This window comes from Pseudocitrobacter cyperus (genome assembly GCF_039889165.1).
GTDB lineage: Bacteria > Pseudomonadota > Gammaproteobacteria > Enterobacterales > Enterobacteriaceae > Pseudocitrobacter > Pseudocitrobacter cyperus.
The window spans coordinates 131,545-156,939 of sequence record NZ_JAYMYY010000004.1 but is presented as its reverse complement, the minus strand read 5'-3'; the positions used below and the strand labels follow the sequence as shown (position 1 = coordinate 156,939).

General features: G+C 54.9%; 21 protein-coding genes, 1 tRNA gene and 1 pseudogene. 11 read left to right on the top strand and 12 right to left on the bottom strand.

Going from position 1 to position 25,395, the window contains the following annotated elements; all coding sequences use genetic code 11:
• Position 1 precedes the first annotated feature (1 nt).
• Positions 2 to 1,591, top strand: a complete 1,590-nt coding sequence (yejF, locus tag VSR74_RS14620; protein WP_347795384.1) for a microcin C ABC transporter ATP-binding protein YejF — start codon at positions 2 to 4, stop codon at positions 1,589 to 1,591.
• Positions 1,592 to 1,594: 3 nt separating this feature from the next.
• Here the strand turns inward: yejF and VSR74_RS14615 are convergent, their stop codons facing one another.
• From VSR74_RS14615 to rsuA, 3 genes are all read right to left on the bottom strand, one after another.
• A complete protein-coding gene (locus VSR74_RS14615) occupies positions 1,595 to 1,939 on the bottom strand; it encodes a YejG family protein (RefSeq protein ID WP_347795383.1) in 345 nt (114 codons plus the stop codon).
• Between the two features lie 341 nt (positions 1,940 to 2,280).
• On the bottom strand, positions 2,281 to 3,474 hold the full coding sequence (locus VSR74_RS14610; RefSeq protein WP_347795382.1) for a Bcr/CflA family multidrug efflux MFS transporter: 1,194 nt from the start codon (positions 3,472 to 3,474) through the stop codon (positions 2,281 to 2,283).
• A 14-nt stretch (positions 3,475 to 3,488) separates the two neighbouring features.
• Entirely contained in the window at positions 3,489 to 4,196 is a 708-nt protein-coding gene (rsuA, locus tag VSR74_RS14605) for a 16S rRNA pseudouridine(516) synthase RsuA (protein WP_347795381.1), read from the bottom strand.
• A 151-nt stretch (positions 4,197 to 4,347) separates the two neighbouring features.
• Here rsuA and VSR74_RS14600 point away from each other — a divergent pair, with 151 nt between their 5' ends.
• Positions 4,348 to 6,108: a DEAD/DEAH box helicase gene (locus tag VSR74_RS14600; RefSeq protein ID WP_347795380.1), complete on the top strand. Its 1,761-nt coding sequence runs from the start codon at positions 4,348 to 4,350 to the stop codon at positions 6,106 to 6,108.
• 123 nt (positions 6,109 to 6,231) lie between these two features.
• On the top strand, positions 6,232 to 6,516 hold the full coding sequence (rplY, locus tag VSR74_RS14595) for a 50S ribosomal protein L25 (protein WP_347795379.1): 285 nt from the start codon (positions 6,232 to 6,234) through the stop codon (positions 6,514 to 6,516).
• Positions 6,517 to 6,565: 49 nt separating this feature from the next.
• On the opposite strand, the gene yejK is transcribed toward rplY, so the two are convergent.
• Entirely contained in the window at positions 6,566 to 7,570 is a 1,005-nt protein-coding gene (gene yejK / locus VSR74_RS14590; protein ID WP_347795378.1) for a nucleoid-associated protein YejK, read from the bottom strand.
• Positions 7,571 to 7,755: 185 nt separating this feature from the next.
• On the opposite strand from yejK, the gene VSR74_RS14585 reads away from it, so the two are divergent.
• The 5 genes and pseudogenes from VSR74_RS14585 to VSR74_RS23325 all read left to right on the top strand — a co-directional run bounded on the left by VSR74_RS14585 (position 7,756) and on the right by VSR74_RS23325 (position 12,939).
• Positions 7,756 to 7,983 carry a YejL family protein gene (locus VSR74_RS14585; protein ID WP_347795377.1) on the top strand — a complete coding sequence of 76 codons (228 nt, stop codon included), beginning with the start codon at positions 7,756 to 7,758 and terminating at the stop codon, positions 7,981 to 7,983.
• A 19-nt stretch (positions 7,984 to 8,002) separates the two neighbouring features.
• Complete coding sequence (yejM, locus tag VSR74_RS14580; protein ID WP_347795376.1) at positions 8,003 to 9,763, top strand: LPS biosynthesis-modulating metalloenzyme YejM; 1,761 nt, start codon at positions 8,003 to 8,005, stop codon at positions 9,761 to 9,763.
• A 75-nt stretch (positions 9,764 to 9,838) separates the two neighbouring features.
• Positions 9,839 to 9,915 (top strand) — tRNA-Pro (locus tag VSR74_RS14575).
• Positions 9,916 to 10,176: 261 nt separating this feature from the next.
• A pseudogene (benC, locus tag VSR74_RS23330) lies at positions 10,177 to 11,172 on the top strand (benzoate 1,2-dioxygenase electron transfer component BenC); the annotation flags it as partial.
• Positions 11,173 to 11,187: 15 nt separating this feature from the next.
• On the top strand, positions 11,188 to 12,939 hold the full coding sequence (locus VSR74_RS23325) for a cytochrome P450 (protein WP_459349925.1): 1,752 nt from the start codon (positions 11,188 to 11,190) through the stop codon (positions 12,937 to 12,939).
• Here VSR74_RS23325 and VSR74_RS14565 read toward each other — a convergent pair.
• Both VSR74_RS14565 and VSR74_RS14560 read right to left on the bottom strand, forming a co-directional pair.
• Positions 12,936 to 13,886 carry a helix-turn-helix domain-containing protein gene (locus tag VSR74_RS14565; RefSeq protein WP_347795374.1) on the bottom strand — a complete coding sequence of 317 codons (951 nt, stop codon included), beginning with the start codon at positions 13,884 to 13,886 and terminating at the stop codon, positions 12,936 to 12,938. The genes VSR74_RS23325 and VSR74_RS14565 overlap by 4 nt on opposite strands.
• An 84-nt stretch (positions 13,887 to 13,970) precedes the next feature.
• Positions 13,971 to 14,570, bottom strand: a complete 600-nt coding sequence (locus VSR74_RS14560; protein WP_347795373.1) for an NUDIX domain-containing protein — start codon at positions 14,568 to 14,570, stop codon at positions 13,971 to 13,973.
• An 83-nt stretch (positions 14,571 to 14,653) separates the two neighbouring features.
• Here VSR74_RS14560 and VSR74_RS14555 point away from each other — a divergent pair, with 83 nt between their 5' ends.
• Both VSR74_RS14555 and eco read left to right on the top strand, forming a co-directional pair.
• A complete protein-coding gene (locus VSR74_RS14555; RefSeq protein WP_347795372.1) occupies positions 14,654 to 15,403 on the top strand; it encodes a DeoR/GlpR family DNA-binding transcription regulator in 750 nt (249 codons plus the stop codon).
• A gap of 141 nt (positions 15,404 to 15,544) precedes the next feature.
• Positions 15,545 to 16,030 carry a serine protease inhibitor ecotin gene (eco, locus tag VSR74_RS14550; protein ID WP_347795371.1) on the top strand — a complete coding sequence of 162 codons (486 nt, stop codon included), beginning with the start codon at positions 15,545 to 15,547 and terminating at the stop codon, positions 16,028 to 16,030.
• A 59-nt stretch (positions 16,031 to 16,089) separates the two neighbouring features.
• On the opposite strand, the gene mqo is transcribed toward eco, so the two are convergent.
• Positions 16,090 to 17,742, bottom strand: coding sequence for a malate dehydrogenase (quinone) (gene mqo / locus VSR74_RS14545; protein WP_347795370.1), 1,653 nt, complete (start codon positions 17,740 to 17,742; stop codon positions 16,090 to 16,092).
• A gap of 274 nt (positions 17,743 to 18,016) precedes the next feature.
• Between mqo and VSR74_RS14540 the strand changes: the two genes are divergently transcribed.
• Entirely contained in the window at positions 18,017 to 19,255 is a 1,239-nt protein-coding gene (locus VSR74_RS14540; protein WP_347795369.1) for a SulP family inorganic anion transporter, read from the top strand.
• Here the strand turns inward: VSR74_RS14540 and mgtE are convergent.
• The 5 genes from mgtE to apbE all read right to left on the bottom strand — a co-directional run bounded on the left by mgtE (position 19,218) and on the right by apbE (position 25,353).
• A complete protein-coding gene (gene mgtE, locus VSR74_RS14535) occupies positions 19,218 to 20,654 on the bottom strand; it encodes a magnesium transporter (RefSeq protein ID WP_347795368.1) in 1,437 nt (478 codons plus the stop codon). The two genes, VSR74_RS14540 and mgtE, sit on opposite strands and share 38 nt — an antisense overlap.
• A 139-nt stretch (positions 20,655 to 20,793) precedes the next feature.
• On the bottom strand, positions 20,794 to 22,437 hold the full coding sequence (locus VSR74_RS14530; protein ID WP_347795367.1) for a multidrug ABC transporter permease/ATP-binding protein: 1,644 nt from the start codon (positions 22,435 to 22,437) through the stop codon (positions 20,794 to 20,796).
• Between the two features lie 76 nt (positions 22,438 to 22,513).
• On the bottom strand, positions 22,514 to 23,164 hold the full coding sequence (gene alkB / locus VSR74_RS14525; RefSeq protein WP_347795366.1) for a DNA oxidative demethylase AlkB: 651 nt from the start codon (positions 23,162 to 23,164) through the stop codon (positions 22,514 to 22,516).
• On the bottom strand, positions 23,164 to 24,228 hold the full coding sequence (gene ada / locus VSR74_RS14520) for a bifunctional DNA-binding transcriptional regulator/O6-methylguanine-DNA methyltransferase Ada (protein ID WP_347795365.1): 1,065 nt from the start codon (positions 24,226 to 24,228) through the stop codon (positions 23,164 to 23,166). Before ada ends, alkB begins: the two co-directional genes overlap by 1 nt.
• Positions 24,229 to 24,300: 72 nt before the next feature.
• Entirely contained in the window at positions 24,301 to 25,353 is a 1,053-nt protein-coding gene (gene apbE, locus VSR74_RS14515) for an FAD:protein FMN transferase ApbE (RefSeq protein WP_347795364.1), read from the bottom strand.
• Positions 25,354 to 25,395: the final 42 nt, after the last annotated feature.

The window sequence follows — 25,395 nt, the reverse complement described above, 5'->3', positions numbered from 1 at the left end:
GATGACGCATCCACTGCTTGAGATCGACAACCTCTCCATCGCTTTTCGCAACCAGGGTGAAACGCGCACGGTAGTCAACGAACTCTCGTTGCAAATTGATGCCGGTGAAACGCTGGCGCTGGTGGGGGAATCGGGCTCGGGGAAAACAGTCAGCGCGCTCTCCGTTCTGCGTCTGCTCCCGCAACCGCCCGTCAGTTACCCCACCGGCGATATCCGCTTTCAGGGCGAATCATTACTGCATGCCAGCGAGCACACGCTGCGCGGAGTGCGCGGCAACCGTATTGCGATGATTTTTCAGGAGCCGATGGTCTCGCTGAACCCACTCCATACGGTGGAGAAACAGCTTTATGAAGTGCTTTCCCTGCACCGGGGAATGCGAAAAGAGCCTGCGCGGGCGGAGATGTTAGATTGCCTCGACCGGGTAGGCATTCGCAATGCCGCAAGACGGCTGGCGGATTATCCGCACCAGCTCTCCGGCGGCGAACGTCAGCGCGTGATGATCGCCATGGCGCTGCTGACTCGCCCCGATTTGCTGATTGCCGACGAGCCCACAACCGCGCTGGATGTCTCGGTACAGGCGCAAATTCTGGAACTGCTGCGGGAACTGAAGCGCGAGCTGAATATGGGGCTGCTTTTTATCACCCATAACCTCAGCATTGTGCGCAAACTTGCCGACCGCGTGGCAGTGATGCAACAAGGGCGCTGCGTGGAGCAAAACCACGCCCGCGCGCTATTTGCCGCGCCTGCTCACCCCTACACCCGAAAACTGCTCGACAGCGAGCCATCGGGCGACCCGGTTCCTCTGCCGGACGACGCGGCAACGCTACTGGCGGTGAATGATCTCAGCGTCGAATTTCCCATCCGCAAAGGCGTTTTACGGCGGGTCGTCGACCATAACCGCGTGGTGAACAATGTGAGTTTTACCCTGCGCGCCGGGGAAACGCTGGGGCTGGTGGGGGAATCAGGTTCAGGGAAAAGCACCACCGGGCTGGCATTACTGCGCCTTATTACCTCAAAGGGCGAGATTCAGTTTGCTGGCGAGGCGTTGCAGGGCCGTAGCCGCAAGGAGTTGCTACCGTTGCGCCATCGTATTCAGGTGGTCTTTCAGGATCCCAATTCATCCCTCAACCCGCGGCTTAATGCGTTACAAATTATTGAAGAGGGGCTACGGGTGCACCATCCGGCGCTGTCAGCCGCAGAACGCGAACAACGGGTGATACAGGTGATGAAGGAAACAGGTTTAGATCCCGAAACCCGTCATCGCTATCCTGCCGCCTTCTCCGGCGGGCAGCGTCAACGAATCGCCATTGCCAGAGCCCTGATCCTCAAGCCAGAACTGATTATCCTGGATGAACCGACATCATCGCTCGATCGCACCGTTCAGGCTCAGATACTGACGTTATTGAAAGGGTTACAGGAGAAGTATCGGCTGGCTTATATCTTTATCAGCCACGACCTGCATGTGGTGCGCTCGCTGTGTCACCAGGTGATTGTACTGCGGCAGGGAAACGTCGTCGAACAGGGTGAGTGCCAGCGCGTATTCGCGGCGCCAGAACAGGATTACACCCGCCAGCTCATTACGCTGAGCTGACGGTCAGAACGGATTATTGCCGGAAAAGGTTTCGGCAATCGCCACGCCAAAATTCTTCAGTCGGCAGGTTGCGGCACACTCATCCTGTCGTTTCACAAACAGGCATGGCTCCCCTTCACACTCCAGAACGGAGCAATCCAGCGAGATATCAGATAACGCCTGGCTTAAGGTATGCATCACCGGCCAGGCTTTTTCGCCATCCGGGCTCAATAACTTAAGGGCCACCAGCGAGTTTTCACTGGCACTGCCATTTTGCGGAATCGGTTCAACTCTGGAACCTGCAAAACCGGCCGCCCAGCGATAATCCTGCGGCAGCCGATGTACGATTGAAAGCTGTAATGTCGTCACGTTCTTTCCCCGGAAGCAATTTACTTCACAATTATTTTACATCAATATTAACACATTGTTGACAAATCGTCCTACATCCAGAAAAAAACGCCTGCGACTTACGGCTTATTTTATTGACTGAGTGATTATTTTGTCGCGACAAGCGAATCGGGTCATGCTAATCGGCGCTATATGTACCCGTTTCTGTGATCTAACACAACCTTTTTATCTACAACAATGTGACTTTTTACATTATTAGATTTTACATAAAAGAAACATACATTCGTAGCATGAATAATCTATCCGTTGATATGCATCAAAAAAAAGGGGCGAAAATTCGCCCCTTTTTCAAAATGTTTGTACTACGCGCACTTTCGACGTCGGCTGGCGTAGAGCAGGAATAAGAGCGAACAACTGGCGCACAGGGCAATGGAGAGAATCATCGGCCAGGCAGAGTTGAAGGTTGCCAGCGAAAGCAGCGCGCCGATTATCGCGCCAATACCAAAACGGAAGGTTCCGGCAAGCGACGATGCGGTGCCCGCCATATGCGGGAACTCATCGAGGATCACCGCCATCGCGTTCGACGAAACCATCGACACACAACCGACAAATACCGCGATCCCCAGTACCAGCGACCAGAATCCCACATCCAGCAGTGCACAGACAACCATCCATACCGCCATAGCAAACTGCACGAACAACCCGATGCGGAACATATTCAACGCCCCAACCCGGCGCACAATACGGCTGTTAATGGTGGTCATGATGAACAGAAAGACAATGTTTAGCGCAAAGTAGTAGCCGAAGTGCTGTGGCGAGACGTGGTTTAGCTCAATATAGACGAACGGCCCGGCGCTCAGGAACGAGAACATCGCAGCAAAACTGAAGCCGCTCGCCAGCATATATGAGAGCACGCGCTTGTGGCGAAACAGCGACGCGAAGTTGCCCAACACCGTGCGCAGATGAAACTTCTGCCTCTTTTCAACAGGCAGGGTTTCAGCAATAAAGAACCAGATAGCCAGCGAAGCCACAATCGCTGCGGCGGCAAGGATCCAGAATATTGAGCGCCAGCTAAACCAGACCAGCACCGCGCCCCCCACCATTGGCGCGACCAGCGGCGCAATGGTAGTGACCAGCATCACGAACGACATCATCCGCGAGAACTCCTCTTTCGGATAAATGTCGCGCATCAGGGCGTTGATCACCACGCTTGCCGCAGCCGCCGCCAGGCCGTGGAAGAAGCGCATAACAATAAGCTGATCGATGCTTTTTGACAGTGCGCAGGCAATCGCTGCGACGGCAAAAATCAGCGTACCGCCAAGAATAACGGGCTTACGTCCGAGGCTATCCGCCATCGGGCCATACAATAACTGCCCGACGGCGAACCCCAGAATATACGTACTGAGGGTCATTTGCGCGCTACCGGCAGGTACGCCAAACTGTTGTGAAATAACCGGCAGCGCCGGAAGATACATATCAATAGAAAGCGGCATCAGCATGGCCAGCAGGCCAAGGATAAACACAATATTGAACGACGAAGGCTGCCTGGATGTCACAAGATACCTCAATGTTAGCGCGGCGGAAGGCCGACGCTGGCGATTTCTTCTTCGGTTAACGGACGGTACTCGCCCGGCTCAAGGTCATCGTCGAGCGCAATGTCGCCGATGCGTTCACGGTGCAGGCCGACCACGTGATTACCCACGGCGGCGAACATGCGTTTTACCTGGTGATAGCGACCCTCGCTGATAGTCAAACGCACCTGCGTTGGCGTCACAACTTCCAGCACCGCCGGTTTGGTGAGATCTTTCTCGTTGTGCAACTGTACGCCTTTAGCAAACAGCTCAGCCGTATCATCGCTGACCGGGTTTTCCAGGGTAACAAAATAGGTTTTTTCGCAGTGATGACGCGGAGAAGTAATGCGATGCGACCATTGGCCGTCATCGGTCATCAGCACCAGGCCGGTTGTATCTATATCCAGACGCCCGGCAGCATGGAGCTTATGCGCTACGGGTTCATCGAGGAAATAAAGCACGGTAGGGTGATCCGGATCGTCGGTTGAACAGACGTATCCTTCCGGTTTATTGAGCATAAAGTAGCGCGGGCCGTGCTGCTGGGCCAGCGGGTTGCCCTCGTAAGCCACCTCATGTTCAGGAAGCAGTTTAAACGCCGTATCGCGCACAATTTCGCCATCCACGGTGATGTGGTTGCCGCGGATCTGACGCCCGGCAATAGCACGGCTGACGCCGAGTTGCTGAGCGATAAACTTATCAAGTCGCATGAAAATTTTTAGCCTGTATGATGCCGGGTGTCGGGCAACTCGCCCGAAAAATGGAGTAACAACAATGATCAAGTATAACGGGGTTGTTATACCACTCAAGCGAAAAGATTCGTGGCATACTAATCAGGCACAAAACTAATTACCGAGACCAATGACATTTACACTTCGTCCCTATCAGCAGGAAGCCGTCGACGCGACTCTCAACCATTTTCGCCGCCATCAACACCCTGCCGTGATTGTGCTGCCCACCGGCGCGGGCAAAAGCCTGGTGATTGCGGAACTGGCGCGGCTGGCGCGCGGGCGTGTGTTAGTACTTGCACATGTTAAGGAACTGGTGGCTCAGAACCACGCCAAATATTGCGCTCTCGGCCTTGAGGCCGATATCTACGCGGCGGGCCTGAAGAAAAAAGAGAGCCACGGCAAAGTGGTATTTGGTAGTGTGCAGTCCGTCGCGCGCAATCTCGACCATTTCAGGAGTGAATTTTCGCTGTTGATCGTCGATGAGTGCCACCGCATCAGCGACGACGACGACAGCCAGTATCAGCAAATTCTTGCCCACCTGAAGAGCGTAAATCCAGCCGTGCGCTTGCTGGGGCTAACCGCAACGCCGTTCCGCCTGGGAAAAGGTTGGATCTACCAGTTCCATTACCACGGCATGGTGCGCGGCGATGAAAAAGCCCTGTTCCGTGACTGCATCTACGAGCTGCCCCTTCGCTATATGATTAAGCACGGCTATCTGACGCCGCCCGAACAGCTTGATATGCCCGTCGTGCAGTACGATTTCAGCCGTCTTCAGGCCAATAGTCACGGCCTGTTTAGCGAGGCGGATCTTAATCGCGAGCTGAAACAGCAAAAACGCATTACCCCACACATCATCAGCCAGATTGAAGAGTTTGCGCAATCTCGCAAAGGGGTGATGATTTTCGCAGCCACCGTCGAGCACGCGCGGGAAATCACGGGCCTGCTACCTGCCAGTGACGCCGCCCTTATTACCGGTGAAACCCCGGGGCCGCAGCGCGATAAGTTGATTGAGGCGTTTAAAGCACAGAAATTTCGCTATCTGGTAAATGTATCGGTGTTAACCACCGGCTTTGACGCGCCCCATGTCGATTTAATCGCTATCCTGCGCCCTACAGAATCAGTAAGTCTTTACCAACAGATTGTCGGACGCGGCCTGCGCCTGTCGCCGGGTAAAACAGACTGCCTGATTCTGGACTACGCCGGGAATCCTCACGATCTCTTCGCCCCGGAAGTGGGCGCGCCAAAAGGCAAAAGTGACAACGTCCCCGTCCAGGTTTTCTGCCCCGGCTGCGGATTTGCCAATACCTTCTGGGGGAAAACCACCGCCGACGGCACCCTGATTGAGCACTTTGGCCGCCGCTGTCAGGGCTGGCTGGAAGATGACGAGGGTAATCGTGAACAATGCGACTACCGTTTCCGCTTCAAAAACTGCCCGCAGTGTAATGCGGAAAATGACATTGCCGCCCGCCGCTGCCGGGAGTGTGACACGGTGCTGGTCGACCCGGACGATATGCTGAAAGCGGCGCTAAAGCTTAAAGATGCGCTGGTGTTGCGCTGTAGCGGAATGGTGCTGCAGGACGGCGCGGATGAAAAAGGCGCGTGGCTGAAAATCACCTATTACGATGAAGACGGTGCTGATGTCAGTGAGCGCTTCCGCCTGCACACGCCCGCACAACGCACCGCCTTTGAACAACTCTTTATCCGCCCACACACCCGCACGCCCGGCGTACCGCTGCGCTGGATCACCCCTGCCGACATCCTTACCCAGCAAGCACTATTACGTCACCCGGATTTCGTGGTCGCACGTAAAAAGGGACAGTTCTGGCAGGTGCGCGAGAAGGTTTTTGACTATGAAGGCCGTTTCCGTCGCGCCAATGAATTACGCGGATAAGCGCGCTTTTGATTGATGCAACGAACAAATAAGTATAAAATGCCGCCCGCTTTCACATCCGTGAAGCAGATCATTTGCCTGCTGCTGGGTCGCCTGTAGCAGGAATAATTAAGAGAGATTTAAATGTTTACTATCAATGCAGAAGCACGTAAAGAGCAGGGTAAGGGTGCGAGCCGCCGCCTGCGCGCAGCTAACAAGTTCCCGGCTATCATCTATGGTGGCGAAGCTGCTCCGGTTGCAATCGAACTGGATCACGACAAAGTGTGGAACATGCAGGACAAAGCTGAGTTTTACGCAGAAGTTGTAACCATCGTTATCGATGGCAAAGAAGAAAAAGTGAAAGTTCAGGCTGTACAGCGTCACCCGTTCAAGCCAAAACTGTCTCACATCGACTTCGTTCGCGCTTAATCGCTGACAAGTTGTGAAAAACCCCGCAATGCGGGGTTTTTTTATATCGTTACTTTCCGCCAACGCGACGCTGAAGCTGATCGCGCAGGTTTGGCGGCGTGCCTTTAATGGTCAGCGTGTCCGTGGCCGGATCCCAGAAAATACGCTCGCCCAGCAGCATTGAGTCGAAATTAATCGTCAGCCCGCCGCCGCTACCGGCAAACTTCGTCAACTGACGCAGCGTACTGCGATCCGCCGGGAAGCTCTCTTCCAGCTCATAGCCTTTCTCTGCGGTAAACTCGCTAAAGCTCACTTCGCTGACGCCGGAAATCTCTTTGGAGAGCGACTCCAGTTCAATCTCTTCACCCGCCTGTAGCTGTTCGTTGCAGTAGTCGTAAACCTGCTTACGCACGGTCTGGCGCTCGTTTTTGTCGAGCTGCGCTTCGGCCGAGAAGTCATCCAGCGCCTGTAACAGACCACGGTTCTGCACTTTGGCGTTCAACCCTTCGCTGGCGCCGAGGAAATCCATAAAGAAATCCGCCACTTTGCGCCCTACTCGCCCTTTCAGGAACGTCAGATAACGCGTTGACTCCGGGTTGGTTTCCCACTCGGTTAAATCAATACGCGCAACGATATCAGCATGGTTGATATCGAGATAGTGCGTGGAGCTGATGTCCAGTTGCTCATTCACGCGCATGCTGCTGAGATTATTCAGCACCGCCACCAGCAGATACTCCACCGCGAGGTAGCGATAGTGACAAAACAGCACGATGCCGCCGTCCGCAAATGGATATTTTGCCAGCTCATCGCGCAGGCGGCCGGTGGCCGCACGGCTAAAGGCCAGAAAATCTTCTTCGCCCTGACGTTGCAGACGTAACGCCTGCGCCAGCTCGCTTTCTTCATTAAACAGCCCATAGGCCTTATTTTTAGCGCTGTATACCCGATGCAGCTCCGCCATCATCTCTTCAACGGGCGCGGTGGGTTCCAGCAGCGAATCACGCAGCACCAGTTCAAGCGTCTGCTCATCGCGTTTGATAAGCTGGTGCAACGCAATCTGGTCGATATCCAGACTCATGTTAAACTCTCCTTTTAGGAAGCGTGTATTCAACCACCCCTTAGGCTGCAGCGCAACTTGCTCTTTCTTCAGATGCCCATCCTTTCATTCACGAGGAAAGGATGAGGTTTACGGCGAAAAAATGCGGAAAAAATGCTGGTGCTACGGTAATATATTGCCCTTCCATATATAGACAGATTTGATTTATGCCACAACAATCCCGCTACAGTGATGAACACGTTGAACAACTGCTCAGTGAGCTGGCCAACGTACTGGAACAACACAAGACTCCAACAGACCTCTCTTTGATGGTTCTGGGGAACATGGTGACGAACCTGATTAACAGCAGCGTCGCCCCGGCTCAGCGCCAGGCTATCGCCCGCTCATTTGCTCAGGCGTTACAGTCTTCTATTAACGACGACCCGGCGCACTAAGGGATATACACAACAGTTTATGGTGACTCATCGTCAGCCCTACCGAGAAAAAGTCTCCCAGATGGTTAGCTGGGGGCACTGGTTTGCCATGTTCAACATTTTGTTGGCCATGGTGCTTGGTAGCCGCTATCTTTTTGTTGCCGACTGGCCGACAACGCTTACCGGTCGCGTCTATTCGTACCTGAGTCTTGTCGGGCATTTCAGCTTTCTGGTGTTCGCCACCTATCTGCTGATCCTCTTCCCGCTGACGTTTATCGTCGGCTCGCAGCGCTTAATGCGGTTCTTATCCGCCATTCTGGCCACCGCCGGCATGACTTTGCTGCTGATCGATACCGAAGTTTTCACCCGCTTCCACCTGCACCTTAACCCGGTGGTGTGGGAGCTGGTTATCAACCCAGACCAGAACGAGATGGCCCGTGACTGGCAACTGATGTTTATCAGCGTGCCGGTCATTCTGCTTATTGAAATGCTGTTCGCCACCTGGAGCTGGCAGAAGCTGCGCAGCCTGATGCGCCGTCGCCGCTACTTCCGCCCCGTTGCATGGCTCCTGTTCATCGCGTTTATCAGTTCGCACGTCATGTATATTTGGGCTGATGCGAACTTCTATCGTCCGATCACCATGCAGAAAGCGAACCTGCCGCTTTCCTATCCGATGACCGCGCGCCGTTTCCTCGAAAAACACGGCCTGCTGGATGCTGAAGATTATCAACGCCGTCTGGTAGAACAAGGCGATCCGGAAGCCGTCTCCGTGCAGTATCCGCTCAGCGAACTGCGCTATCGTGATATGGGGGCGGGACAAAACGTTCTGTTGATTACCGTTGATGGCCTGAACTATTCACGCTATGAAAAACAGATGCCTGCACTGGCCCAGTTTGCCAGTGAAAACGTCAACTTTACCCAGCATATGAGCTCAGGAAACACGACGGATAACGGCACCTTTGGCCTGTTCTATGGTATCTCTCCTGCTTATATGGATGGCGTGCTCTCGGCACGTATCCCGGCGGCGCTGATCACCGCGTTGAACCAGCAGGGTTATCAACTGGGGCTGTTCTCATCGGATGGTTTCAGTAGCCCGGTCTACCGCCAGGCGCTGCTTTCTGACTTCTCGCTGCCGCCAGGCAAATCGCAAAATGATGAGCAAACGGCAAATCAATGGATTAACTGGCTGGGTCGTTACGCTCAGGAAGAGAACCGTTGGTTCTCCTGGGTCTCCTTCAACGGTACCACCCTGGAAAATAACCAGCAGCAAGGGTTTACCCGTCGTTACAGCGCCGCCGCCGCGGATGTCGATACGCAGATTAACCGCATCCTGAGCGCCCTGCGCGACGCAGGCAAGCTCGACAACACGGTGGTGATTATCACCGCTGGCCATGGCGTTCCACTGGGTGATGAACGTGCGCAATTTGACTGGTCACGCGCGCAGTTACAGGTTCCACTGGTTATTCACTGGCCGGGTACGCCAGCGCAACAGATCGATGCCCTGACCGAGCATAAGGACGTGATGACTACGCTAATGCAGCGCCTGTTGCATGTGAGTACGCCAGCGAATGAGTACTCGCAGGGGCAGGATCTCTTCAGTGCCACACGCCGCCATGCCTGGGTCACTGCTGCCGATAACAACACGTTAGCGATTACCACACCGCGCTTTACCGTGGTTCTCGATCACAACGGCCATTATCAGACCTGGAACCGCGATGGCGAGAAAGAGCGCGAACAAAAACCACAGCTAAGCCTGCTACTGCAAGTGCTGACTGAGGAAAAACGTTTTATCGCTAACTGATTGATTAATTATAAATCAATCAGTCAAAAGCTGGCTTGCAATCAGCACCGAAAAGGGTACTATTGCGCCATGCGTCGGCACGTAGCGCAGCCTGGTAGCGCACCGTCATGGGGTGTCGGGGGTCGGAGGTTCAAATCCTCTCGTGCCGACCAACAATATTCACTGAACGTTTAAACGCTCAGTACCCCTTAAGAACCCGCACTCTCTCTGAGTCTGCGGGTTTTTTTATGCCTGACCCACCGCTTAACCCCAAAATGTGCCCCCGCTCACCAACCCGGACTAATGCATGGTTTGTCCTGTTTTACGTCATTTCTGTCCGTTGACTGAAAATGGCTTCCGGCATTTTATGGAGCCTCGAGTTTCGCACCAGCACGTCAGATGCTGGGATCACCTGCTACCCGAGGATAAGAACAATGAGCCATCAGGTCACTCTACGTTTCGAAGACGGCGCCACGCATTTTATTCAATGTCTTAACGGTGAATCCGTTGCCGATGCCGCGCTACGTGCAAAAATTGCTATCCCTCTCGATTGCCGCGATGGCGTGTGCGGCACCTGCAAAGCTACCTGTGAATCAGGCAACTTTGCACTCGGTGATTACGTTCCGGAAGCCCTGTCCGACGATGAAGCCAACGCCGGGCATGTACTCACCTGCCAGATGCGCCCATCCAGCGACTGCGTGGTGCAAATCGCCGCCACTTCTGATGCCGCAGGCGTTAGCAACGCGACGTTTACCGGAAAAATCACCGCATGCGAACAGCTCTCCGCTACCGCTATCACCTTCACCGCCGAACTGGAAAACCGCAGCGAGCTTACGTTTCTGGCGGGACAATATGTCAATGTACAGGTTCCCGGTAGCAATCAAACGCGCTCCTACTCCTTTAGCTCCGGGCCTTCGGCAAAAGAGGTTTCCTTTCTGATCCGCAATGTTCCACAGGGGTTGATGTCCAGCTATCTTCGCGATCGGGCAAAGCCCGGTGATGCCATCACTTTTCGCGGGCCGATGGGCAGTTTCTATCTACGCCCCATCCAGCGGCCACTTCTTTTTCTGGCTGGCGGCACGGGGCTGGCGCCGTTTTTGTCCATGCTGGATAAGATCGCGGATGATGGCGACGTAAGCCAGCCAATCCATTTGATCTTCGGCGTCACCAACGATGAGGATCGGGTGGAGCTGGCAAAGCTCGAAGAGTATGCCCGTCGCCTGGCGAATTTCACCTGGCGCTGTACCGTCGCCAACCCTGACAGTCCGTATCCGTATAAAGGTTACGTCACACAGCACATCACGGCCTCGCAGCTAAACGATGGCGATGTCGATATCTATCTGTGTGGCCCGCCGCCGATGGTGGAAGCGGTTCGCGGCTGGCTGGCGGATGAAGGCGTCAGGCCACGTAATTTTTACTATGAGAAATTCGCCGGTGCCGGTCAGGTGGTACAGACGGGAGAAGAGCATATTGCGCTGTCGGACGTCGATGATTCGTTCGACCTGCGGCTGGCGCTGGAACTGGGCGCGGTGCAGTTGACAATGGGACGATTATCCGGCGCACAACTGGCCGACTTTCGCCAACTTGCCGACGCTACTGCGGCATTCGTCACCGGGAAGCGTTTTACGGATGTCGCCCGCTACGTGCAGGCCAACCATGCGTTCCACCTCTTCCTGATTGAAGCATCCGGCAACACCCCGCTTATTACGCTCTATAAGCAGCTCGCCGTGCAGGATTATATTGGTCGGGCGCTGCGGGAGGATATTGAAATTGTGGGTGATATCGTCCAGCAGCATCGGGATCTGGTCAGCGCGTTTGAGTATGGCGACATCAATGCCGCACGTGAGGTCATTGCCCGACACGCCATCCACTCGAAAGCCACCATGAGTCGGGCTTTAGGCAACAAATCCGCCTCCTCAGCGCCGGCTCCCGCACCACAGCCGGAACCTGCTCGCTGCCCGTTCAGCGCAATGGCGGAGCTGCCGCCCTACTCTCATGAAATGAACTGGCCGCAGGAACTTCAGCCCTTCAAAGTCGTCGACGACGGCTCACAGGGCGATCCTTACGAACACTACCGCTGGATGCGCGAAAACGCGCCAGTGTTACGCTGCCAGTCGGCAACTTCGGACGTCTGGTTCCTTTCGCGCTACGATGACGTCTGGCAGGCCATTCGCAATCCAAAACTGTTCTCTTCTGAAGTGGTGAGCCCGCCGCCGCTCACCTTTCTGACCCTGTTTGATGCTCCCGGTCACACGCGCCTGCGTAAGGTCGCGCAACCCTCTTTTATGCCGCTGGCCATCGAACCGTTTGCCGCGGAAATTGAGCGTCGCGCAGAAGCGCTGATCGATGCCTTGATTGCTAAAGGTGGAGGCGATGTGGTGGAAGATTTCGCGATCCCACTCAGTATCGCCACCATTTCAGCGATGATCGACGTCCCCGATGAGGACGAAGAGAAAATGAAGTTCTGGTCGGATGAAACATTCAGCTACTTTGGGCGACTGGCGCGAAACGCCCCCGGCACGGGAACCGATGAGCAGAGCGCGATGGCCTTTTTTGCCTATCTGAAAGAGGCTATGGAGCGACTTTATCTCAGCAACAGCCAGTCCATCGGCGGCCATATTGCCCGGATGTGGAAAGAGGGGTTGCTCAGTGAAAAAGAGGCCAAAGAGCTATGCGCCTTTGTCTTTATTGCCGGGCACGACACCACCACCATTCTGGTGGCCAACGCATTTCGGATGTTTGCAGAACAGCCGCATCTGGTAAGCCGGATCCGCCAGAATGAAGCTGATGCAGAGCGATTTGTCGAGGAAGTCGCGCGCTATCGCGGTACTGTACAACGCGTCAGCCGTATGACGACCGAAGAGACGACCGTGGCGGGCGTTACGCTGCCAAAGGGCGCGGTGGTGAGATTACTGCTCTCTTCAGCGAATCGCGATAGCCGCAAATTTGCCGACGGCGATACGTTTAATATCGACCGCGACACCAGCGGCCATCTGGGTTTCGGCAACGGCATCCATAAGTGTCTCGGCCAGCCGCTGGCAAAGCTGGAAACGCTGATTACGACCCGGCTGATAGCGCGTAAAGTCGCTGATATCGCTCTCGACCCCGCGCATCCTGTTGAATATGTTCGTGGTAATAACCTCACCAATTCCGGCCCCGCACATCTGTATGTGCAACTAAGCCGATTCAAAAGCTAGTCCTGCGAACCGGCTTTCGCTACGGAAGCCGGTTTTTTCTGCGCCAGCCTGCCCTGCTCCTGCTGGCGATACTCCCCCGGTCTGAGCCCGGTTTGCTTGCGAAAGAAGCGGCCAAAATAGGCTTCGTCGCGAAAACCCAGTTCTGCTGAGATTTGTTTAACGCTGAAAGAGGAGTAGACCAGCAGACGCCGCGCTTCATGCACCGCCCGGCGATCGATCGCCTCAATGGCTGAAATACCAAAGGCTTCGCGGCAAATCCGCGTCAGTTGTCCGCAGGAGATCCCCATCGCCGCCGCATAACTGGCGACAGGCTGTCGCTGTCGGCAGCGTTCATCCAGTAAGGTACGAAAACGTTCAATCCGCGCCACCAGCGACGCGCGCGCGGGGCTGTCGGCCATTTCCGCCTTTTCGCTCAGGCGTGCAACCTGCACAAACAAAGCGATGGTCAGTGCCAGCCCGGCGGTATATTGCCAGCGTTCACTATTTTCCGCTTCCTGGCCTATCGCCTCGAACAACGTCTCAAACGGTGTCCCCCGGCGACTGACAGGTTCGACCGTGAGCACCGCGGGTGTTCGCACAAACGATAACAAATCTGGCGCTGCCGTCATGGCGACGGATTCAATGGCCGATTGCGCCGCGGTGATCACATGTCCATCCACATTTTCCCGAAAACGAAAACCGTGCACCGAACGCGCGGGCACCACCATCAGGCACGGTGCGACAAACGCCCACACCTTGCCGTCGATGGTCGCCTCACCGCTGCCCTGAGTGACATACAGGGTCTGAATCAGGACATCGTGAAAATGGGGCTCAATATCAAAACCGAATCGGCTGGCGCGTGAAGGAATGCGCTCATAATGCACCATATCCAGCGAAGATTGCCCGGCTTCAGCGCCATAGAGCGCATAGTTAGGAAGCGCCCGACGACGCGGCCAGTCAAGCGGCATGACCCCTCCTTAAAATAGAAAAAGAAGACTCTGTTATAGGCAGGATTTCTCCATCCCGCCTGCCGCATGACAAAAAAAAACGATTCAGCCACCGGTTTCGTTAAATACGCCTTTCAGCGCCAAATGCTGAAGCAACATGATGGTTTTCCCATCAACGATGTCCCCCCGCTCAATAGCCGCCAGCGCCTGCTCAAACGGCCACTCCAGCACTTCAATATCTTCCCCCTCTTCCGCCAGCCCGCCGCCCTCGCTGGTGCGATCGCGTTCGCTGTATTCGGCGATGAAAAAATAGAGTTTCTCCGTCACCGAACCGGGGCTCATATAGGCTTCGAACACCTTTTCCAGGTGCGTCACTTTAAAACCAGTTTCTTCCTCGGCTTCTGCCAGGATCCGCGCTTCAGGAGATGCCTTATCCAGCAAACCCGCAGCAGTCTCGATCAGGAAACCCGAATGGCCGTTTACTGAGACCGGAAAACGGAACTGGCGGGTCAACACCACACTCTTTTTCTGCCGGTTATAGAGCAGAATGGTCGCGCCGTTGCCGCGGTCATAGACTTCGCGGTTCTGGGTCTGCCAGGTGCCATCACGGCGCTGCAAGTCAAAAGTATACTTTTTCAGCACGTACCAGTTGTCAGAGAGAAGTTGTTCCTGAACATTGCGGATGTGTTGCGTGTTATTGTGCATTTTTATTCCTCAGGTGAATGACAAAAATAATAATGTCATGCACAATCGTGCAATATCAAGAAAAAACGTGAAGAGAGATTTTCATGCTCGCCAGCCAGCGTAAACAAATCATCCTTGAGCTACTTGCCAGGGAAAAACAGGTTCTTTCCAGCGAATTGAGTCAAAAATTCGCTATCTCAGAGGACTCTATCCGCCGCGATCTGCGTGAACTGGCGGCGGAAGGGCTGCTCCAGCGCGTGCACGGTGGCGCCCTTCCCGTTTCGGCCGCCATTGCACCAATCGAAACACGCAAGAACGTGCAAAATCGTTCAAAACAAAATGTCGCCGCAAAAGCGGCTAAACTGATCCAGCCTGCGCAAGTGGTAATGATTGACGGCGGGACGACCGCCCACGAGCTGGTGATGAGGCTACCGAAGGATATGGCTTTTACCGTCGTGACTCACAGCCCGGGTATTGCGGTAAGCCTGGTGGATCATCCGCTGGTCGAGGTGATCGTGATAGGTGGGCGATTATTTAAACACTCGGTGGTCACTGTGGGATCAGCCATGATCGATGCCATCAGCCATATAAATGCTGACCTGTTTTTTATGGGTGTAACGGGGATCCACGCCAGTGCCGGGTTTACCACCGGAGACTACGAAGAAGCCTGCGTGAAGCGCGCGCTGTCACAGCGTGCGGCAGAAACAGTCGTCATGGCCTCGGACGAAAAGATGAATGCGGCTTCTGCTTTTGCCATTGGGCCACTGTCTCTTGCCAGCACTCTTGTTGTCGACAGCGAACCGGATATGGCCCTTCGTGCGGCTTTCGCGGAGCAGCAGATTGAAATACTTTAATGTTGCCAGGGATAAACGCTAACTTTATTGAAATACTCAACATTGTTGACTGGTACTAATGCAAAAATCAGTAAATGGTACTTAACATTCACTACAATGATGATAACCTTGCCGGTGAATAACTGATAAAAAGGATCCACAGTGAAAAACTCATTTACGCTCGCGGCTTTACTGCTGACCACCGTTTCCCTCTCTGCAATGGCAGCAGACCAGCCTCTGGAAAAAGTTGCGCCTTATCCGCAGGCGGAAAAAGGCATGAAGCGTCAGGTGATTCAGTTGCCTGAGCAGCAGGATGAATCAGCGCTGAAAGTAGAGCTGATGATTGGTAAAACGCTGGAGGTCGATTGCAACCGTCACCGTCTGGGTGGCAAGCTGGAGAGCAAAACGCTGGAAGGCTGGGGTTACGACTATTATGTCTTTGATAAAGTCGGCGAGCCGGTTTCCACGATGATGGCTTGCCCGGATAAGACGAAAACCAAACAATTTGTAGCCGCATACCTGGGTGAAGATGGCATGCTGCGCTACAACAGCAAACTGCCGATTGTGGTCTACACACCGGATAACGTAGAAGTGAAATACCGCATCTGGAAAGCAGAAGAAGAAGTGCATAACGCAGTAACGCGTTAAGAGACCAGAAGCCCCGGGAAGCGTTCGATGCGTTTTCCGGGGCTTCTTAGTATTAGAAGTTACAGCGCGATATCGGCCATCTCATTAACAACTACCGGCTGCGGTTTTGCCTGCGGCTGCGGCGTCGGGTCGGCATCACGAACCGGAACATAACTCAGTTCCAGCACTTCGCTGGTATGCGCCAGCGTCTCTTCAATCGCCTGCGGATGTTCATTCAGACGCGAACCATAAGTCGGCACCACCGCTTTGATTTTTGCCTGCCACGCAGCCGTCTGCATTTTTTCCTTAAACACTTTCTCCAGCAGTTGCAGCATGATCGGCGCAGCCGTTGAAGCCCCTGGCGACGCGCCAAGCAGCGCCGCAACGGTGCCTTCATCATCGCTCACCACTTCAGTACCCAGACGCAGTACTCCGCCCTTCTCGGCATCACGTTTGATTATCTGTACGCGCTGACCAGCCTGCCACAGACGCCAGTCGCCTTTCTGCGCCATCGGATAATATTCGCGCAGCGCCGCATGGCGATCTTTATCTTTTTGCAGCACCTGGCTGACCAGATATTTCACCAGATCGAAATTATCCATCCCGACGTTGATCATCGGCATGATGTTGGATTTGTTGATCGATGCCAGCAGATCCCACAGGGAGCCATTTTTCAGGAAGCGTGTGGAGAACGTCGCGAATGGCCCAAAGAGGATCACGCGTTTGCCGTCAATCACGCGGGTATCGATATGCGGAACGGACATCGGCGGCGCGCCGACATCGGCCTGGCCGTAAACCTTCGCCAGATGGTGGCCCACCACTTCCGGGTTTTCGCACACCAGGAACTGGCCGCCTACCGGGAAGCCGGCATACTCTTTCGCCTGTGGAATTTTAGTCTGCTGCAGCAGTTTCAGCGCCGCACCACCCGCGCCGATAAAGATAAATTTGGCTTTAATGGTGCGCTTCGCGTGGCTGTTGTTGGCGTCAGAGACAGTAACTGTCCAGCTCTTATCCGCATTCTGACGGAAACGGCGGACAACCGTATTAAGCTGTAGCGCGAAGTTTTTATGCACCTGTAAAGAAGAGATAAGCTGGCGGGTGATTTCGCCATAGTTCACATCAGTGCCCGCTTCGGTACGGGTGGCGGCAATTTTCTGCTGCGGATCGCGCCCTTCCATTACCAGCGGCGCCCAGGCTTTAATTTGCTCGTGGTCTTCAGAATAGCGCATGCCGCGGAACAGGGGGTTTTGCTGCAGGGCGCGATAGCGTGCACGCAGGAAATTGACGTTATCATCGCCCCAGACAAAGCTCATGTGCGGGACTGTGTTAATGAAGGATTTCGGTTGAGTGAGGACGCCACATTTCACCTGATGTGCCCAGAACTGGCGCGAAACCTGGAACGCTTCGTTGATATCTATTGCCTTTTCAATGCTGACGGAGCCGTCCGCTCTTTGCGGCGTATAGTTCAGTTCCATCAACGCAGAGTGACCGGTACCCGCGTTGTTCCAGCCGTTGGAGCTCTCTTCCGCGACGCTCTCCATCTGCTCGACCATGGTTATCGACCAGTTTGGTTCCAGTTCCTGCAGCCAGGTACCCAGCGTAGCGCTCATAATACCACCACCGATCAACAAAACATCCGTCTCGTGTATAACGCGGGAGTTGGTTTTGGCCACCACAGAAGCAGTATCGGAACCCGCTTTCTGTGCATTGGGTACATCTGTCTTTTTCTTCATTGTAGGGAGGCCTTACTTGATATGCGATTTGTTACACGCAGGTAAAAACAATTCGTGGGTATACGGTATCACCAGCAACAAAAAAATTAAATATTGTTTAAATTTTAAGTTGTGTTTTGAGACCTGTTATCAAAATGTTTAATAAATGTATACGTCGATTAAATTTTTGTATTGGCATTCTGTGACATAGAGCGGTAAACTGCTCCGTTTTGTGATAAATAGCACGAAAGTATGGTTTATAGAAAACCGGCTATCGATAACCAATGAAGACCTCATGTCAGATACCCTTTTAGCTCCCCAAAACGGTGACATCCTTACTGTGATGCGCTCGCCAAAACTGCTGCTGCGTGAAACGCTGGCCGGTGTGATCACCGCATTGGCATTAATACCCGAAGTCATCTCCTTTTCCGTTATCGCCGGCGTTGACCCGAAAGTCAGTCTGATTGCCTCCGTGGTGCTGTGCCTGGCGATGTCATTTCTCGGCGGCCGCCCTGCAATGGTGACGGCTGCGGCGGGCTCCGTGGCGCTGGTTATCGGGCCGATGGTGCATCAACATGGCGTGGGCTACATTCTGCCTGCGGTGGTGATGGCCGGCGTAATTCAAATTCTGTTTGGCCTCTGCGGCATGGCGCGACTGATGCGTTTTATCCCTCAGCCAGTGATGAGCGGATTTGTCAACGCGCTGGGTGTCCTGATTTTCTTTGCCCAGGTTCCGCACTTCTGGAGCCGCAACCCGCTGATTCTCGGGCTCTTCGCCGCCACATTGCTGATTGTGTTGTGGGCCCCACGGGTGATTAAAAGCGTACCATCCCCGTTAATTGCCATCGTGCTGTTGACCCTGTTCACCGTTACCAGCGGTCAGTTGCTGCCAACCGTTGGCGATGAAGGTTCAATGAGCGGCGGCCTGCCAGGCCTGACGCAGTTACTGGTGCCGCTGAATCTCGACACGCTGAACATTATCTGGCCCTGCGCGTTGAGCATTGCGTTTGTCGGGTTGATGGAATCGTTGCTGACGGCAAAGCTGGTCGATGATCTGACCGCCACGCCGTCAAACAAAGCGCGCGAAAGCGCCGGGTTAGGCATTGCGAATATTCTGGCGGGTTTTTACGGCGGCATCGCCGGCTGTGCGATGATTGGTCAGACGATTGTTAACGTTGAGATGGGCAAAGGACGCAGCCGCGTGTCGACAATCATGGCCGGGCTGGTGCTGCTACTGCTAGTGACTGCGTTAAGCAACGTGATGGCCGATATTCCGATGTCGGTGCTGGCAGGCATTATGGTGATTGTGGCATTTAAAACCTTTAGCTGGCACAGCATCCAGCCCGCCACGCTAAAACGCGCCCCCTGGACGGAAACGGTGGTGATGGCAGTCACGGTTGGCGCCACCGTCAGCACCGGCAATCTTGCTATTGGCGTGCTGGCGGGCGTGGTTAGCATGGCGCTCATCCCATCCCGCCTGAAGGCAAAACTGGCGCTTAAAGCAGAAAAATCGTCGCCAGCCCAAGAAAAATAAAGAAGCCGCCAGTGTCGGTGATCGCGGTGATCATCACACTGGAGCCTACCGCCGGGTCGCGGCCAAATTTCACCATGATCATCGGGATCAGCACCCCCATCAGCGCGGCAACCAACAGGTTGAGTACCATCGCCAGCGTCATGACTGCGCCAAGATGGAGATCGTCGTACAAAAGCCAGGTCACGCAGCCCATGATCCCGCCCCACACCAGGCCATTGATCAGCGCAACGCCCATTTCACGCAGGATCAGGAACGAAAAGTTCCCCGGCTGGATCTGCTGCAACGCCAGCGCACGCACAATCATAGTGATGGTCTGGTTGCCGGTGTTACCGCCAATTCCCGCCACAATGGGCATCAGCGACGCCAGCGCCACCAGTTGAGAAATGGTGTGCTCGAAACCGTCGATCACTCGCGAGGCGATAAATGCGGTACAGAGATTGATAGCCAGCCACGCCCAGCGGGTTTTGACCGCTTTCGTTACTGGTGCAAACACATCCTCTTCGGCACTCAACCCACCCATACGGCGCAGGTCGCTGTCGGTCTCCTCATAGACGACGTCGACGATCTCATCGATGGTTAAACGCCCCATCAGTTTCCCCTGCTGGTCGATAACCGCGGCGCTGATCAGGTTGTCACGTTCAAAGGTTCGCGCCACCTTTTCTGACTCTTCTTCCGGGTGGAAAGCGACCGGGTCAGACTCCATCACCTCATCAACCAGACGGTGCGCCGGATTGAGCAGAATGGTTTTAAGCTCCAGCTCGCCAATCAGCGTTTTATCGCGGCGGGTAACGAACAGTTTATCGGTGTTCTCAGGCATCTTGCCTAAACGGCGCAGATAACGTTGCACCGAGGCCAGCGTGACATCAGGCCGCACGGTGATGACTTCGAACTCCATGATTGAACCCACCCGGTCATGGGCGTAGTTCATCACCTGACGGACGCGCGCCCGCTCAGAGGCAGGTAGGGTCGCCAGCAGGCGTCCGGTCAGATCGCGCGGGAGGTGCTGTACCAGGTAAATCTGTTCATCAATATCCAGCGTTTGCAGTGCATCGAGCAACGCCCGGTCACTCATATCGTCAATGAGATCATCCCAGACGCTCTCCGATGCTTCGAGCAACACTTTGCCGCGCTTATCATCTTCCACCACGTTCCATAACGCGTGGCGTTCATCGATAGGTAACGCTTCCAGCACATCCGCCAGATCGGGGGCAGGAAGATGCGCCACCAGCGCGCCCACTTCTGCGACGTCATCCAGCAACGAACCGTCATCATACTGTTCAGCAAGGGTGAGCTTCCCCAACAATACGGAAGTGACCGCTTTGTCGGTGGTTAAAAGCCAGATAAGACGCGCGCGCTCTTCGTCACGCAGCCTGGCGCTGTTTTTCATTAATACGGACATTGCCGGTCATCCTTTCGGTCATCAGAGTACCCGGCAGACCCGCCGGGAGAGTTAAGCATAGCGTGGAGTAATGTAAATGATAATAAACAGCGTTTTAATACATACAAAAAAAGCGGCAAATGCCGCTTTTTTCATCTGCTTACGCCGTTCGGGCTACCGCATCACGCGAGGCTGCGTCACGCTCTTCGCCGATAAGCTCACTAAGCTTACCGTTACGCATTTCCAGCAGGCGGTCAGCATGGATAAAGTAGTGGTCGTCATGGCTGATGGCAAAGATGGTTTTGCCCATCTGTTGCATTAACGGTAACAATACCTGATAGAACTCGCGGCGGAAATGCGGATCCTGATCGGCGGCCCACTCATCCAGCATAATGATGTCTCGCTCTTCTGCCAATGCCAGCAGCAGCGCCACGCGCTTCTTCTGCCCTTTGGAGAGTTTAAGGTCGAGAATTTTGCCATTTTCCAGCTTAACCTTGTGGCTCATTTTCAACTGTTCCAGCCACTTATCCACCAGCGCCGGTGAAGGCTGCGTCCCTTCCGGCCCCAGCAACTGGTCAAACAGCCAGACATCAGTAAAGACCGCCGAGAACAGCTTGCGATAATCTTCCGGTTTGTCTGCCGCCAGCGGTTTACCATCCAACAGGATCTGCCCTTTCACCGGCTGGTAAAGCCCGGTCAACAACATCGCAAGCGTCGATTTCCCGCTCCCGTTGCCGCCAATCAGGAACACCAGCTCCCCACGATGCAGGGTCAGATTGATGGGCCCAACGGCAAAGGTGTTATCTTCATAATGAAACTCCACGTCACGCAGCTCGAGGGTCTGCCAGTTCGGGTACGCCTTCGGCACAGGAAATTCGGCCTGGTATGGCGCAAGCGAGAAAGTGTTGAGTTTTTTAAATGCCACCTGTGCGCTGAGCAGCGTTGGCAGCGCGCCAACGGCCGAAAGCAGCGGTGTACGCAGAAACAGCAGCGTCAGGGAGTAAGTTGCAGCCACCGCCGTGTCAGCCCAGCCGAGGCTGTTCGCCATCCAGAACACCAGCCCAATCGCCCCCAGCATCATAATATTTGACCAGTTCACCGCGCTGAGGTGGAAGGTATCGGCACGAACAATATGATGGCGATAAGCTTTAGCATCAGGAATATAGAGCTGATTAAAGACATATTCCGCACGCTCGCGGTTGAGCGTTAGCTCTTTGCGCCCTTCCAGCACCGTCTGGTAATCCTGATAGAGTTTATCTTCCGTCTCGCGCAGCGTGGCCATATGTTTGTAGACCCGCGCCACCAGTACAAAACCGCCCCAGATGGTCAGCGCCATCCATAACACCGTCACCAGCAACATTTTGGTCGACAGAAAGGCCAGGTAAGCGGCGGAACCAAAGGTCAGGATTATCCCCTGAACCAGCTCCGGCAGGCGCACGAAGGCGATGGTGATGTTACGCACATCGCTGGTCAGCCCCGCCAGCAGCGCCGCGCTGCCCAGTTTTTCGATGCGTTCGACCTGGGTGTCCAGAATACGTTTAATAAATTCACTGCGCAGCCGGTAGACAAAGTGGTGGCCGAGGGTGGTCAACGCAAGCTGTGACCCCAGCGTGACCGCCATTAACAGCAGGAGTAACCCGAGGAACTCCGGCAACACCGTCAGCGACATATCCACCGCGGTGATAAGGCGCAGGTTGATAAAGGCAATCAGGCCGATCCCCAATGCCGCGCTTAACAGGCTCAGCGCCATAACAGCAATAAACGGCCAGCGATACTGGCGCCAGACAAGCAGGAGAAGTTCCATAAAGCAGCAACCCGGAAATGAAAAACAGCGAGCAGTTTAAACTGCCCCGCGTGTACATCAAGAATAATTCTTATTTTTATTCTTTATTACCAGCGTGACGGAAAGTGAGGTTGTAACGCATCGGGCCAACCAGGGGATGATGGCCTGGTTTGAGCGGCTGAATGCCATGATAAAAGAGGCGCGATTCGCCGCCCCACACCACCACATCGCCATGTTCCAGCAGCACCCGTTGCAGCGGGTCGTTACGCTTCAGGCCGCCAAACTGGAAGATGGCAGGTAAACCGAGTGAAACAGAAACGATGGGTTCACTTAGCGTTGCCTCGTCTTTATCCTGATGCAGCGAGAGTTTTGCCCCTGGCAGATAACGGTTGATCAGACAGGCATCAGGGGAGAATCCTGCAAAACCAGCCTGCGCGGCGGCCGTTTGCGCGAGCGTGCGGAAAATATCAGGCATCGGCGGCCAGGGCGACCCGGTCAGCGGATCCACCTTACTGTAACAGTAGCCATGTAAATCCGTGCTCCAGCCGAGTGGCCCACAGTTGGTCATCGCCACCGACATGGTGTAGCCGCCTGGCGTCACCATCTGGCGAAACGGAGAAATCATCGCGACCTGATTAATGGCACTCAGCAGTTCATTCGCCTGGGCTACGGCCTGTCGGCGGAGGATTGTGGCCCCGGCTGCCAGCGGCTCCTGCCAGGGCGTTTCATCAGCAAAGAGATCGAGCATTATGACTCCGTGGAATGTTTCTCTTGTAACAACAGCGCCGCTTTTCGCGACACGCCCCAGCGATATCCCGACAGGCTACCATCTTCCCGCACCACGCGGTGACACGGGACGATAACCGCCAGTTTGTTCGCTGCACAGGCTCCCGCTACCGCGCGCACCGCTTTCGGGTTGCCAATCGCGGCGGCAATTTGCTGATAGCTGCGGGTTTCACCGCGAGGGATGTTACGCAGCGCCTGCCATACCTGTTGCTGAAAGGCGGTGCCGCGGATATCGAGCGGCAGAGAGAGCGGCAATGGCCGATTATCCAGATGCATCACCACCTCGCGGATCTGCTGATGAAAATCAGGGCTACCCTGCTGCGACTGCGCGGAGGGGAACAGGTTCCGGAGTTCGGCAATCACCTGCGCATCATTATCGCCTAACAGCACCGCGCAGATCCCGCGCGAACTGAGTGCGACCAGACAACGCCCAAGGCGGCAATCTTCCAGCGCATAATAAATGGCCGTTTCTTCACCGCCGCGTCGAAACTGTTTCGCCGTCATTCCCAGCAATGCGTCCGCATGGCGATAGTAGCTGCTGCTGTCCGGGAAACCGGCGTTCAGCACCGCATCCGTCACCGCCTCGCCTTCCGCCAGCGCATCACGCAACTTTCGCGCACGCCAGGCCTGTTGCCAGGCCTTCGGGGTCACGCCGGTAACGGATTTAAACATACGGTGGAAGTGGTAAGGGCTGACTGCCACCGCCTGCGAAAGGGTTTCAAGCGTAACCGGTACATCCTGCTCCAGCATCCGGCAGGCCTGCGCCACTTTATTCACTTTCTGCTGCTGCGGGTCGAGCGTGTCCGGCTGGCAGCGCTTGCAGGGGCGAAACCCGGCCTGCAACGCCGCATCAGCATCCGGATAAAACAGCACGTTCTGGCGCAGCGCATGGCGCGCCCGACAGGAGGGGCGACAAAAAATGCCGGTGGTGCGCACCGCAAAAACAAAATGCCCATCTGCCTGCGCGTCGCGGTTGAGTACCGCCTGCCAGCGGTTTGCATCGGTATGATAAGTTTGAGATGTCATATCAGGCTCCTCCAGTAAGTGTATCGCCACTCTGCCCTGGAGGAGACAGCAAAAAACCAACAATCTTGCTTTTTAATTTTTGCCGTTGACCAGGAAAGCGCTGAACTGCGGGGACATCCACGTGGTAAAACTATCCCCCTGCTTCATAATCATATACACCGCCAGCCCCTGCTCTCGCACCACTTCTTTGGCTTTTTCCGGCCCGAGTACCATCAGCCCGGTATCCCAGGCATCAGCTTCCAGTGCCGTTGGCGCGATGACCGTGACGGAGACCAGTTTATGGCTAATCGGTCGGCCAGTTTGCGGGTCAATAACGTGCGAGATGCGTTGCCCATCCAGCTCATAATAGTTGCGATAACTGCCCGAGGTGCTAATGCCATGGCCGTTGATATCGACAATCGCCTGCACGGCATTTTCTTTATCAGTCGGCTTCTGGATAGCAACCCGCCACGGACGCCCTTCGGCATTCATACCACGGCTCGCCAGCGCACCGCCAACCGAGACCAGATAACGGGAAATCCCCTCCTGCCCCATCAGACGCGCCAGATGATCGGCCGCGTAGCCCTCGCCCACGGTGGAAAGGTCGACATACAACGCCGGGATATCTTTTTGCAGATACTGCCGGCCCGCATTATTAATGACCGTAAGATGCTGTAGCCCGGTTTTGGCTTTTGCCGCGTCGATCTGTTCCTGAGTCGGCGTACTGACAGGCTGTTTATCCGGGCCAAAACCCCATAAATTCACCAGCGGGCCGACGGTGACATCCATCGCGCCGCGAGTTTTTTGCCCAATACGCAGCGATTCAGTCACGATATCCGCCATCGCTTCGCTCACCGGCCAGGGATCCGTGCTCGACGAATGGTTAAAGCGCATCAACGCGGAGTCGTTTTTCCACGTTGAGAGTAGCTGGTCATCGCCATCAAGCTGTGTCTGGATTTTTTCGCGCAGTTCATCGGCACGTTTTTTATCGATATCCACCACGCTGACCCGCCAGAAGGTGCCCATTGTCTTGCCTTCAAGTACCGTGGCAGTGGATTTTGGCGCGGTAGGAGTACTGGCGTTGTCGCAGCCAGCAAGCAGTAACGCGGCGCTCATCAGGGCCGCACGTAAGATATTCATTTCCATCCGTTATTATTCTCCTGCAATGGCCGCAAGAGTACACCAATT